The 12,368-nt window shown below is 70.0% G+C and carries 14 protein-coding genes; 7 read left to right on the forward strand and 7 right to left on the reverse strand.

Annotated elements, in window-relative coordinates:
* A partial coding sequence (locus AC08OP_RS07090) for a hypothetical protein (RefSeq protein ID WP_476613456.1) occupies positions 1-218 on the reverse strand: 218 nt, incomplete at its 3' end.
* Between the two features lie 320 nt (positions 219-538).
* Here AC08OP_RS07090 and AC08OP_RS07095 point away from each other — a divergent pair.
* Together AC08OP_RS07095 and AC08OP_RS07100 are read left to right on the forward strand one after the other, a co-directional pair.
* Positions 539-733 carry a ferredoxin gene (locus AC08OP_RS07095; protein WP_476613457.1) on the forward strand — a complete coding sequence of 65 codons (195 nt, stop codon included), beginning with the start codon at positions 539-541 and terminating at the stop codon, positions 731-733.
* 207 nt (positions 734-940) lie between these two features.
* Positions 941-1,504 (forward strand): HdeD family acid-resistance protein, encoded by a 564-nt coding sequence (locus tag AC08OP_RS07100; RefSeq protein ID WP_476613458.1) that lies wholly within the window; start codon positions 941-943, stop codon positions 1,502-1,504.
* A gap of 69 nt (positions 1,505-1,573) precedes the next feature.
* Here AC08OP_RS07100 and AC08OP_RS07105 read toward each other — a convergent pair whose 3' ends face one another.
* Positions 1,574-2,551 (reverse strand): SOS response-associated peptidase, encoded by a 978-nt coding sequence (locus AC08OP_RS07105; RefSeq protein WP_476613459.1) that lies wholly within the window; start codon positions 2,549-2,551, stop codon positions 1,574-1,576.
* 101 nt (positions 2,552-2,652) lie between these two features.
* Positions 2,653-3,345 carry a M50 family metallopeptidase gene (locus AC08OP_RS07110; RefSeq protein WP_476613460.1) on the reverse strand — a complete coding sequence of 231 codons (693 nt, stop codon included), beginning with the start codon at positions 3,343-3,345 and terminating at the stop codon, positions 2,653-2,655.
* Positions 3,346-3,572: 227 nt separating this feature from the next.
* On the opposite strand from AC08OP_RS07110, the gene AC08OP_RS07115 reads away from it, so the two are divergent.
* Entirely contained in the window at positions 3,573-4,334 is a 762-nt protein-coding gene (locus AC08OP_RS07115) for a lysophospholipid acyltransferase family protein (protein WP_476594928.1), read from the forward strand.
* Between the two features lie 81 nt (positions 4,335-4,415).
* Here the strand turns inward: AC08OP_RS07115 and AC08OP_RS07120 are convergent, their stop codons facing one another.
* A complete protein-coding gene (locus AC08OP_RS07120) occupies positions 4,416-5,645 on the reverse strand; it encodes an alkane 1-monooxygenase (protein ID WP_476613461.1) in 1,230 nt (409 codons plus the stop codon).
* A gap of 203 nt (positions 5,646-5,848) precedes the next feature.
* Here AC08OP_RS07120 and AC08OP_RS07125 point away from each other — a divergent pair, with 203 nt between their 5' ends.
* Both AC08OP_RS07125 and AC08OP_RS07130 read left to right on the forward strand, forming a co-directional pair.
* The gene (locus AC08OP_RS07125) at positions 5,849-6,061 is read left to right on the forward strand and encodes a hypothetical protein (RefSeq protein ID WP_462188273.1); all 213 of its coding nucleotides are present in this window, start codon (positions 5,849-5,851) and stop codon (positions 6,059-6,061) included.
* Between the two features lie 102 nt (positions 6,062-6,163).
* Positions 6,164-7,066 carry an AEC family transporter gene (locus AC08OP_RS07130; protein ID WP_476613462.1) on the forward strand — a complete coding sequence of 301 codons (903 nt, stop codon included), beginning with the start codon at positions 6,164-6,166 and terminating at the stop codon, positions 7,064-7,066.
* Positions 7,067-7,136: 70 nt separating this feature from the next.
* Here the strand turns inward: AC08OP_RS07130 and AC08OP_RS07135 are convergent, their stop codons facing one another.
* Positions 7,137-7,961 (reverse strand): hypothetical protein, encoded by an 825-nt coding sequence (locus tag AC08OP_RS07135; protein WP_476613463.1) that lies wholly within the window; start codon positions 7,959-7,961, stop codon positions 7,137-7,139.
* 297 nt (positions 7,962-8,258) lie between these two features.
* On the opposite strand from AC08OP_RS07135, the gene AC08OP_RS07140 reads away from it, so the two are divergent.
* Both AC08OP_RS07140 and AC08OP_RS07145 read left to right on the forward strand, forming a co-directional pair.
* Positions 8,259-9,197, forward strand: coding sequence for a proteasome assembly chaperone family protein (locus AC08OP_RS07140; protein WP_476613464.1), 939 nt, complete (start codon positions 8,259-8,261; stop codon positions 9,195-9,197).
* Positions 9,198-9,823: 626 nt separating this feature from the next.
* Positions 9,824-10,534 carry a hypothetical protein gene (locus AC08OP_RS07145; RefSeq protein WP_476613465.1) on the forward strand — a complete coding sequence of 237 codons (711 nt, stop codon included), beginning with the start codon at positions 9,824-9,826 and terminating at the stop codon, positions 10,532-10,534.
* Positions 10,535-10,537: 3 nt separating this feature from the next.
* Here the strand turns inward: AC08OP_RS07145 and AC08OP_RS07150 are convergent, their stop codons facing one another.
* Together AC08OP_RS07150 and AC08OP_RS07155 are read right to left on the reverse strand one after the other, a co-directional pair.
* Positions 10,538-11,752, reverse strand: a complete 1,215-nt coding sequence (locus AC08OP_RS07150; RefSeq protein WP_476613466.1) for a nitrilase-related carbon-nitrogen hydrolase — start codon at positions 11,750-11,752, stop codon at positions 10,538-10,540.
* Positions 11,753-11,832: 80 nt separating this feature from the next.
* On the reverse strand, positions 11,833-12,368 hold a 536-nt coding region (locus AC08OP_RS07155; RefSeq protein ID WP_476613467.1), incomplete at its 5' end, for an MBL fold metallo-hydrolase.

Genomic DNA, 12,368 nt, shown 5'->3' on the forward strand with positions numbered 1-12,368 from the left:
ACCGGCCGACCAAGATCGGCCCCGTCCGCCGCGAGCTCGTCCGCGGCCCATCCGTCGGCGGCCCGGTCCTCATCGAGGAACACGCCCTCGCGAATCCCGACCAGGTCGGACTCGTCGCCACCGATCTCCTGCTCGTCTTTGGTGAACGTGGCGTCGCGAACGCGGCGGGATCCACCAGCCGAGCCGTCTACTGGTGGGTCCGGCGGACGCAGCGGCACGGTGGCGTCGTCCGACGGCAGCAGGTCCAGCGATGGCCATCGCGACGAAACGGACGGTTCAGACGGAAATGCGCGGACGGGGAAGCGCGGCGGCGGGGCCGGCGGCGGGTACCCGGGACCAGGGGTGGATTCGACCATGGCTGGACCGTAGATCGATCACGGCGGCTCCCGCTCCGCTTGCCGCCGTCCTGTGGACAGCCGCCCGTCGTCCACAGCCCCCGCCCAGTGGCCTGCCGGGGTCCCGGTTCTGTCGCAGCCATGGGCTCGGCGGTAAGGTCCGCTCGACACTGATTGTGGGAGCACCACTGGGAGGTGCGCCGATGCGCGTGACTGTCGACTACGACCGCTGCGCGAGCAGCGGAACCTGTGTCCGTCTCGTCCCGGACGTGTTCGAGATCCGCGACGACGGCTTCCTCTACCTCCTCGACGAGGAACCCGACGACGCCAGGTGGGACGACCTCCAGGAGGCTGTCGACTCCTGCCCAACCGAGGCGATCAGTATCTCCGATAGCTGATCACGGCGTGGCGGTCGGTCCGACTCCCTGGAGGGCACGCCTCCGAAACGGATCCGACCGCTCGAACCCTCCACGGCGCACCAACCCCGCCGGCAGCCGGCCGGGAGTATGAGTCGCGGTAGCGGCTCACCAGAACCGGGTAGAGACCTTCTGACGAGAGCGGCCCGCGCATTTCCGGGCGGAGCCCCGACCCGGGGAGGTGCCTCGATGGCCACGATCTACCGGCAGCACCGACGTCAGCAAGCCCCCAGCGCGCTGTGGCCGGCGTTGCTCCTGCTCGGTGCGGCGGTCACCGTGCTGGGACTTCTACTGATCACGAACCCCTTCGCGACCGCCGGCACACTGGCGGTCCTCGCCGGGGTGGCACTCGTGCTCTCCGGCATCAGCGAGACGATCGCCGCGGTCCGGTCGGAGAACACCGCGGGGACTGCCCTGTTTGGGATCATGCTTGCGGTCGGCGGCGTCATCGTGCTGCTGTGGCCGGGAGCCACCCTCCGAGTCGTCGCGCTGCTCGTCGGCACGATACTGATCATCACCGGGGTCGTCCGGGCCCTGGTGACCTGGGCGAGCAGATCCTCGCGCGGGACCGGTCGCGGCATCGCCGGTCCGCTCATCCTGGCCGCGCTCAGTATCGTCCTCGGCGTACTGGCGCTGACCTGGCCGGGAGCGACGATCATGGCACTAGCGGTGATCTTCGGAATCCAACTGATCGTCACCGGCGTCACCGAGATCGCGCTCGGGCTCGCGCTTCGCCCGCGCGGTCACTCCTGACCTCCGGCGACCATCCGTTCTCCGGATTTCCGGCGGATCAACCCGCGATTGCCGAGCGCGCCCGCCGGGTCACCCGCCTCCCGGCCCGGCGGCAGTGCCTTTGCCCGGGGCATTGACGGGGGTATCAACCGGGTCGATACCGAACAACGACAGATCGACGGTGCCGCCCACCCGCGCGGACGAACCGGCACCACCGCCGACGGAACCACCGGACCGCTCCGGGTCCACCGCGAGAGCCGCCCGCCCGCCCGCCTGCGCGACGGCCGCGGCGACCACCGGATCGATCTCGACGGGATCGATGAGATGACGACCCTTGTTCCGGACACTGCCCACCTCGGCTGCGACCGGATGCGCTGCGACCACCCCGGCCGGCGCCGGCCGCAGCAGCGAGGCGAACGCGGCGGGATCGCGGACCGAGGGATCCATCCAGCGATCCCAGGCGGCCTCGGGCAGGATCACCGGCGAGCGGTCGTGCAGGAACTCCAGCCCCGCGGCGGCTCCGGTCGTGAGGATCGTGAAGGTCACCAGCGGGGCCTCACCCCGGCGCCAGACCTCGTAGAGACCCGCGAACGCGAAGATCCCGCCGGTTGCGGGATGGCCCGCGGGACGGATGTAGAAGGGTTGCCCCCGCCGCGAGCCACCACCCGGATGGAACCACTCGTAGAACCCGGTCGCCGGGACGAGGCAGCGCCGTGCGGCGAAGGCCGACCGGAACGCCGGCTTGGTCGCCGCCGTCTCCGACCGCGCATTGATCATCTTTGCGCCGATCGTCCGGTCCTTGGCCCAGGACGGCACCAGCCCCCAGGTCGCGAGGCGAAGGACCCGCTCGGTCCGGCCGGCCGGAGGCGGCTTCCCGGCCGGAGGGAGGTGCGCCTCACCCCGAAGAGCGCCGTCCGGGAGCTCACACGGCTCGGCGACGACGATCGGCATCGTCGAGGTGGGCGCCACGTTGTAGTTCTCCGTCACCGCGCCGGCAGTCTCGTCGTGAGCGGACATCGCCGCGGCGAGGTCGTCGGTCTTCAGCTTCTGGGTGTACCGACCGCACATGGCGCCAGTGTGGCACCCGGGTCCGACAGTTCGCAGGTTCCGCGCGGAGGTCGCCCGAACGCGAGGGTCGCCCGAACGCGAAAGTCACCCGAACGCGAAAGTCACCCGAACAGCGCGGCGAGGCCACCGGCCAGCGCGCCGAGATTGACCAGGCCGAAGAACCCGACCCAGAGCGTCGGGGGCAGTCCGGTCAGCCGTGCGAGCTGATCCGGATCGGAATCCCCGGCCCGGCGCCGACGGCGCCCCCGCTGCACCTCGATCACCGGGCGGATCGCGCCCAACAGCAGGAAGCACGCAATGTACGCGGCGAATCCGGCGCGCACGCTCTGCGGCGCGAACCAGGAGACCGCCAGGATTCCCGCGGTACTCCCCAGCACGGACAGGGCCCCGAAACCGTTGCGGATCACGAGCAGCATCGCCAGCAGCAGCGCCACGCACAACTGCAGCAGCAGACTCGTCCGGCCGGTGGCCAGCAGGCCCGCAGCTCCGAGACCGAGCAGGGACGGTGTCGTGTAGCCGGCGGCGACGGTCACGACGACACCCGCACCGGTCGGCCGCCCGGAGGACACGGTCACTCCGGAGGTGTCCGAATGCAGCCGAACGCCAGCCAGGCGGCGCCCGGTCGCGACCGCGGCCAGGGCATGTCCACCTTCGTGTGCAATTGTTATCACATGTCTAGATATAGGCCATAGGCGGTCGCTGAGTACCGTCAGGGCCGCCAGAATCGCGGCAACGACGAGCACCCACTGCGGCGGCGCCGGCTGCGCCGCGATGCCCCGGCGCAGAATCTCCATTTCCGTTGTCTCTCCCTCATCCGCGCGGTTGGTCCCGCTCCTCCACAGACGTCTGATACGAACATCATCGATCCTGCCCCCCGCCCGCACGCGATGTCGCCTTCCGGTGAAACCGGACCGCGGTATCGCCGGACATCCACGACGACCGGTGTCAGGGGGTGGGGGTAAGGTCGTGTCGCATTCGGCACACCGGTGAGACCGCGAGGAACATCGAGGAGTGGCCCGTCGTGGCGGAGTACGTCTACCGGCCGGTGGTCAGCATGGTGCGGGGACTTTTCGGCGCACTGCGCCTGCGTCTTGACATCCAGGGCACGGAGAACATCCCGGCATCGGGGGGCGGCATCGTCCTGATCAATCACGTCTCGTACCTGGACTTCGCGCTCGCGGGTCTGCCGTTCTGGATCGCGGAGCGTCGGCTGGTCCGGTTCATGGCCAAGAAGGCAGTCTTCGACCACCGGATCAGCGGGCCGCTCATGCGCGGCATGCACCACATCCCGGTCGACCGGGAGGCCGGCGCGGCGTCTCTGCGCCACGCCCTCGACGCACTGCGAGCCGGGGAACTCGTGGGCGTCTTCCCCGAGGCGACGATCAGTCCGAGTTACTGTCTGGCGACATTCAAGACCGGGGCGGCCCGGATGGCCGCTCACACGAAGGTGCCGGTGATCCCGGTGATTCTCTGGGGCAGCCAGCGCATTTTCACCAAGGGACGGCCCTTCAGCCTGCGGGACGCGATCGGCGTCCGCGTCTCGATCACGGTAGGCAGGCCCGTCCAGCCCACGGAACTGGGTAAGGGCCGCGACGGCACGGCGCTGCTGGAGAAGGTGATGAACGAGCTGCTCGACGATGCGCAGCGCCGCTACCCGCGGCCCGCGCCGGGCGAGCCGGACTGGTGGCTGCCCGCGCATCTCGGTGGCTCGGCTCCTCCTCGGCCGGCCGATCAGGACGCCGCCGCCAAGCAGAGCACCTCCGAGGAATCCGGCCAGAGCTGACAGATCCCCGTCGGAACCCTTGCCGACCGGCGATCCCGCGGACGACTCTGCGCGGTTACCGTGCGTTCTTCGAGGAAGTGCTCACCCACGAGCACCGCCCCGGGACGGAGGCCCGTCGGCCTCGGTACCGGACGGCGGCGGCCCGGACGGCGGCCGGTACCGGGTCAGCAGAGCGGCCCGGCGCGCGGGGTGCAGGTTCGCCCGGGTGACGTCCCCGCCGTAATGCTCGACGACGCGGTCGTCCATCAGCCGAAACCACACCGGCGGGAGATACGCCGCGAGCAGGAGCGTAGCGTACCCCGCCGGCAGCTGGGGAGAGGCCTCGAAGGACCGCAGCGCCTGGTAGCGCCGGGTCGGGTTGGCGTGGTGATCGCTGTGTCGCTGCAACTGGTAGAGCGCCAGATTGCTGATCACGGCGTCGCTGTTCCAGCTGTGCCGGGGGTCGACCTTCTCATAACGCCCGCTCGGGGTCAGCTCCCGGGCCAGGCCGTAGTGCTCGATGTAGTTGACCCCCTCCAACAAGGTAAACCCGAAGGCCGCCTGGGCGACGAGGAAGACGAGCACGGCCGGCCCGAACGCGACGGCCAGCGTCGCGAACAACACTGCGGTGAGCAACCAGCCGAGCACGACCTCATTGCGCACCGACCAGACCCGTCGGCCGCGCAACCGCAGCCGGGCAGCCTCCAGCGACCAGGCGGAACGCAGACTACCGACGACGGTCCGCGGCCAGAACCGCCAGAAGCTCTCCCCCAACCGGGCACTCGCCGGGTCCGCCGCCGTCGCTACCCGCACGTGATGGCCCCGGTTGTGCTCTACGGAGAAGTGACCGTACGCGGTCGGCGCCAGCATCAACCTCGCCAACCACCGCTCGAAAATCCCTCGCTTGTGGCCGAGCTCGTGCGCGGTGGTGATGCCCACCCCGGTCACGGTGCCGACCGACACCACCACTCCGATCCGGGCGGACCACGACAGGTCGCCGTTCGCCCAGGCCGAGGCGCCCAGCACCAGGCCGACGCCCGCCAGCGGCAGGTAGAGATACGTACACCGGCGGTAGTAACGGTCGGCCTCCAGCGCGGCCCGGATCTCCTCCGGTGGATTGACCGGATCCGGCGGTGTGGTCATGTCGAGCAGCGGAACCAGGACGAAGACGAAGAGCGGGGTGATCCACCAGTGCAGCCCGACACCCGTTCGATGCCACAGTCCGTATCCCACGATGGCCAGCAACGGGACGATGATCGCGGTGAGCCACATGTACCGCTTGCCGTCCCGCCAGGCGAGGCCGCCAGGCGCGGTGAGGACAGGTGCCGCCATCGGTACCTCCGATTTGCCGGCTGGACCGCCGACCGCGCCGACCGCCACCACGGGGCGAAAACCCCTGACGGCGCACCACAACTGGACAGTGAGCCTGCCACGTGTCATATACGCTGACAACAGAACGCCGGTCACATCGAGGAGCAAGACCCGTGCAAACAGGTGGCGTGACACCGTCGCCCGCGGGCCGGCGGTCCCGTTCGATGACCGACTCGCCCCCCTGGATCGGCGGGGTGATGGTCGGCACCCTGCTGCTGTCCGCCGTTGTTCTGATCACGTACACGCTGCTTCCCCTGCCCGGCCAGGAACGGCTGGGTGCGGGCAACTACGTCCTCGCCGCCGTGCTGTTCGCCGCCAACATCCTGCTGCCCCGGCTACTGCGACGGCACCGGCGCCGCCGGACCCACCGGCCGTGATCCATCCGCGCGCCGGTCCCCGCCCCAGGCCGGCCGCGTGGCCTGTCCCACGCCCGGCGCATCCCGGCGCCTTCCGGGAACCCCGGCTGCCACGATGGCCGAATGTCCGCACTGATCGTGCTCCTCGTCGGCCTGGTGGCGGGCATCGGGGTCCGGCACCGCGGACGACTGCCCGCGGACACCGCCCATGTGATCAACATCTGGCTGCTGGACGTGGCCCTGCCCGCTCTGACGCTGCGCGCCATGCACGGCATCGTCTTCCCGCCGAACCTCGCGCTCGTCATCGCCGCGCCCTATCTGCTCTTCATCCTGACGACGGCCGGCTACGTGCTGGCCGGACGAGCGTTGCGGATGCCGCGGGAGGTCGTCGTCGCCCTGATCGCCACAACCGCAGTGGCGAACACGAGCTTCGTCGGCATCCCGATGGTGACCGCCTTCTTCGGCGCGTCGTCGGTCCCGGTCGCCGTGCTCGTGGATCAGCTCGGTTCCTTCCTGCTGCTGAACACGGTGGTCCTCGGGACGGTCACGATCAGTGCCGGCGCATCGCTTTCCCGCGCCGAGCTCGCCCGTCGGGTCCTCACCGCTCCGGCGCTGATCGCCCTGGTAGCCGCGCTCGTCCTGCGGCCGGTGACGTTCCCGGACTGGCTGAACGCCGCGCTGGGGTCGCTTGGTGGCACCCTCACCCCACTCGCCCTGTTCTCCATCGGTCTGCAACTCCAGGTGCGTGCGGTCCGGGTGTGGTGGCGAGAGCTAGCCCTCGGCCTCGGCATCAAGCTGGTCGCCGCGCCCGCGCTCGTGGTGGGGATCTACGCACTGACGGGGACCGTCGGAGATCATGACGTGCGGGTGGCCCTCTTCGAGGTGGCGATGCCCCCGATGGTCGCCGGCGCACTCATCGCCGCCCGTCACGAACTCGCGACACCGTTGCCAAGCCTGCTGGTGGGAGTCGGGGTTCCGCTGTCGTTCGTGAGCCTGGTGGTCTGGGCGCTGCTCCTCGGGGCCTGAGGAGGTGGGGGCCTGAGTCGTGCTCGTCCTCCAGCGGAGTCACCGCTGCGGCGGGCGCCCGGCGTGCTGATCACAGCCTACGTGGGCGGGTTGACCATGCGTGCGGCGCACCGGGCGGCACCTCCCACGCGGGCGCGCCGTCGGCGCGCGGGGCGAGATGTGTGTCCGCGATGGCGGAGAAATCGCCGAAGAACTTGATTTCCAGCCGCTCGCGGCGGACACCTCCCTCACCGTCCGGCGCGAGACGCAAAAAGTACAGCACGCTCGTACCTCCGGAAGCCGGCCGGTCATGCGGATTGTAGCCGCCACCGTCCCAGTGGAACTCGGCCCGGGTCCGCAACACCCAGCGCAGTCCCTCGATGATGACCAGATTTGGGTCCGGGAGCCGCATCGCGAAGTGCCGCTCGAGCTCGAACACACGTTCCTGCTCGATGAGCCCGGCCGGTAGCCCAGGTGTCCGCCGGAGCATGAAGATCTCCAACGTGCGGTCCGCGCCCGCACTGGACCGCAGCGCGGCGTGGGTGAGACGCACGTCGAGCAGCTCCGCGCGCACCGCGTAGCGCTCGGCCAGCCGGGCCTTCACGATGACGCTGGGCACCAGCGTGCTCGGCCGCACGCCGAGAGCGGGCAACGCCGCGAGCGCGGCCTCGAAGTCGTCCACGGCGATCAGCAGCGCCGCGTGGTCCAGGACACAGTACCGTGCCACCAGATCGACGAGGGCTGCCACCTCGTCGAGGCCGTCGAACAGGCCGGCGAGGAGACCCTCGGTGTGCAACGCGCGCAGCGGCGCGCACACGGCCTCAATCCGGCGCACGTCGATGGCTTCCAGACCGCTGCCAGGCCGTCCGAGGTCAGTGTGCCCCGGTGAGGCCGTGAATCCCTGCGCTTCGATCATCCCGTGTCACCTTCCGCCGCGCGGATGTGCCTGACGACCGGACACACCACGCCGGTTCGGTCCAGTCCGGCCCCGGAGCGTTCCTGACAGCCTAGCGGGGTTGCGATAACAGCCCGTCACCACCCACCGGCGAATCGCTCCTTACCGGTAAAATTGTCGCATCGCCTGTGTGACGAGGCTCGCTGGCATCCCCGGGCCGCGACAGGCCCGTGGAATAAGCCGGTGGAATGAGGAGGCGCGCGCCACGCTTCTTCCTGACGACGGACGCGACCCGTGGCGTGAGGAGGACCTCAACCCGTGCTTGATCCCGATGCACTTTACGATCTCGTCGAGGACCTGGCCGGCGGTTCGATCGATCTCGGCCGTCCCGTCATGCTGGAGGCGATGACCGGGGTGGTCGACGCTGGCGGCGCGGTCAGCCTGGCCGGCGAGCACCTGATGACCGCGCTCGACCATCGGCTGCTCGCCACCTTCGACATCGACCAGTTGCTCGACTACCGGTCCCGCCGGCCGACCATGGTCTTCTCCGAGGATCACTGGGAGAGTTACGAAGATCCCGTCCTCGCGCTGTACCTGTTGCGGGACGAGGCGGGCACTCCGTTCCTGCTGTTGGCCGGGCCCGAGCCAGACCTGCAGTGGAAGCGGTTCACGGTGGCGCTGCGAGGCCTCGTGGCCCGGCTCGGCATCCGTCTGACGGTCGGGCTGAACGCGATTCCGATGGCGGTGCCGCACACCCGCCCGTCGGTGGTGAGCGCGCACGCGACCCGTAAGGACCTCATCGTGGGGCATGAGCCCTGGCTGCGCCGGCTACAGGTCCCTGGCAGCGCCGGCCACCTGCTGGAATTCGAGCTCGGGCGGGAAGGCCGGGATGCGATGGGTTTCGCCGTCCACGTCCCGCACTACCTGGCGCAGACGACCTATCCGGCGGCCACCGAGGTCCTGCTGACCTCGGTGTCGAAGGCGACCGGGCTCCTGCTCCCGCTGGACGGGCTGCGCTCCGCCGCGGTTGCCATCCAGGACGAGGTCGACAGCCAGATCGCCAAGGGCGGCGAGGCCGCCGCGCTGGTCAGCGCCCTGGAAGAGCAGTACGACGCCTACCAGCGCGGACGGCGCGGGCCGGGCCTGCCGACCACGGACGACGTCCAGCCGCTGCCGACCGCCGACGAACTCGGCGAGGCTTTGGAGCGTTTCCTCGCCGAGCAGACCGAACCGGACGGTCCCACCCCGAATCCCTGACCCGGGTCAGGGATTCGGATCCCACCAGCCTGACCGGCCCGCTCCCCGTCGGGGTCACCTGCCGCAGCCCGCCCTCCGCGGGCCGCTGTGGAGCGGACCGGTCCCATGCGCGTGGGTTGCGCACGGGTCGAGCCGTCGACCGACCGGGCGTAAAGGTGGCGGCGCCGGAAGCCCACACCACTGATGATCAATCTTTCTATACCATGATCCGTACACAGCCCGAGCTCGGTTGCATTTAAATTGTGAAAGTAGCTTCTGGTCACCTGTGTCAGACCGGGCCAACCGATTGGCTGTACTATTTCGATCCGCTGCTCGGAGAGCCATCCCAGGACGCCTGAAAATCGTCTCACTTGATGATCTAGTGACGGAGAGAATCGGACGATGAATCTGCCCGAGACGTCCGCATGACCGCATCCCCCGCCGGGGCGGTGCCCACCGCAGCCGGTTCGACGCCACTCGAGACCGCGGACAGCACGGGCCCAGCAGCCGGCACCGACCCGGCCGCCAGCGCGACGCCTGCCGGTCCGGCGGCACCGGCAGACCCGGCAGACCCGGCATCACCGCGCGGTCCGGCACCGACGGCCGATCCTGCGGAGACAGCCGATTCCGGGAATCCCGTACCCGCCGTGGCCTCGACGGCCGGCGCATCGGCGACCGGACCCGGTCGGACCGGACCCACCCTGCACGAGCGGTGCCGCCACCTGCGTAAACCGATGCGCACCACCCTGTTGGCAATGCATGTGCTGGTGGGTGTCGGCTGGAATGGCGTGGCGTTCGCACAGCTTGTCCTGGCTTCGACCGCGGCGGCCGATGCCGGTCTTCGGCACTCCGCATATGAGCTCATGCACGTCGTCGACCGGGTCCTCGATATCCCGCTCGCTCTGCTCACCCTGGTCACCGGGGTGGTGATCTCGGTAAAAACGAGATGGGGACTGCTGCGGCACTGGTGGGTGGCGACGAAACTCGTCATCACCGTCGTTGCCGTGATACTCGGCGGCTCCGTGATGCGCCCGTTGATCGTGCGGGCCGGACAGGCGACGGACGGGGGGGAGGTCGCCTACACGGCTCCGACCGTCGCGATCGTCCTCGGTGCCAGTGTGATGAACGTCCTGTTCATCACGGCGACGGTGCTGTCAATCGCGAAGCCTTGGGGAAAGACTCCCCGGGGCCGGCGAGCGATGCCCCGAGCCGGTGCGGCTCCCATACCCACGCAGCCGGGCCCGCCGGCACCATCCGCGGCACTGGCCACCGCCTCGGCCGCCACGGCACCCACGGCCGCCACGGGGAGCGGGGATCCGGTTCTCCCGGCCACCGTGGCGGTTCCCCTCGGCCCCTGAGGGTCAGACGCTGCCGAGCACGCGGGTGATCCGCACCTCTACGACGACACGCCGGGGATTGGCCCGCGGCGTGCGGTAACGCTGCGCATAGCGGAACTCGGCGTCGGCCACACTCACCGGATCATCCCGGAGCACGGCCAGTCCCTCCAGCGTCGACCAGCGTCGACCGTCGATCTGGCAGAGCCCGACGGGGGTGCCCTGGGCCGGCCCCGCCGCGATCAGGCGGGCCTTGCGGGATCGGGCCGATGTGATCACCCGGGCGATGCCCGCCGCCGGATCGAGCGTCGCGCCGACGGCGACCACGTGCGGGCTGCCCTCCGGCCGGACGGTGGTCAGGCTGCACAGGTGCCGCTCCCGCCAGAAGTCGAGAAAGGCCTCGCCACGCCCGGCCAGGTCGAGCGGATACGCGGGGTCGAGCCGGTTCTGGTGGTCGAGCCCTAGCCGGCGATGCGTGAGCACCGGGAACTCGGCACGAACGGCGGCCGGTCGGGCCGGGTCCAGCTCCGCGCGCACCGTGGTGGGCCGCGGGCCGGCCTCGGCAAGCACCTCTCCCCACGGATCGACGACGACGCTCGCCCCGGCCATCTCCCGGCCCGCCTGGCGGCCCGCGGCGTTGCAGGCGACGAGGTACACCTGGTTCTCGATGGCCCGGGCGCGGGTGAGCATGCGCCAGTGGTCCAGCCTGGCCAACGGCCAGGCCGACACCACCACCACGATCTCGGCACCGCCCTCGGCCAGCAGCCGGAACAGCTCGGGAAACCGGAGGTCGTAACAGGTCGCCAGCCCGACGACGCCGAGTTCGGTGGGGACGGTTCCGACCGTGGCACCCGGCGTCAGCAACCGAGCCTCCGCGGAGCCGTAGCCGAACAGGTGCACCTTGCGGTACGCATGCCGGATCATCCCGTCCGGACCGATCAACACGGTCGTGTTGAAAAGCCGTCCGTCGGCGGACCGTTCCACGATGCTGCCGGCCACCAGGTGGCATCCGCGTTCCCGGGCGGCCTCCCGCAGGGCGGTAACCGTCGGCCCGGTCAACGCCTCCGCCTCCGCCTCGTACCGATCGAAGTGAAAATAGCCGGTGACCCATAGTTCGGGGAGGACGACCAGGTCCGCCTGGGTCCGCCGGATCTCCCCCAGCACCCTGCGCACCCGGTCCGCCGCGTTCTCCTCGTCGGGACAGCCGAGCTGCAGGGCGGCGGCACGGACCGGGGCTGCCATACGGGGCTCCTCGCCTTGTCGACCATGCGGTTCCGCGAACACGAGGGTCTTCCCGGCGGCGACCCGGTCGACCGCGGGATTCAGGACAAGCCCAGCATCGCCTTCCACTGCTGGGCGCTCGTCGGCCGGAAGACGTGGTTCATCCGCCTGACCACCGCGAGATCCTCCGACGCCTGCGGAGAGTACTGGTGGCCGGGGAAGACGGTGGTGGTGTCCGGCAACGCGGCCAACCGACGCAGGCTGTCGTACATCAGTCCCGCGTCGCCACCGGGCAGGTCCATCCGGCCGCAGCCCTCGAGGAACAGGGTGTCCCCGGCAACGAGCCGGTCGTCGACGAGGAAACACTGGCTGCCGGGGGTGTGGCCGGGGGTGTGCAGCAGCCGCACGGGGATCTCCCCGACCATCACCACGTCGTCGTCGTCATGCTCGACCAGATCGGACGCGGAGACCTCGGTCGCCCGCCGTACCCACTCCGCCTCGGCCCGGTTGACGTGGATCGGGACGTTCTGCCGGCCGAGCAACTGGCGGACACCCTCGATCTCCATGCCGAACGCGTTTCCGCCGATGTGATCAGCGTGGTAGTGGGTGACGAGCGCGCCGGTGAGCCGCATACCGT

The sequence above is a fragment of the Frankia sp. CeRuru1 genome, from assembly GCF_977966315.1.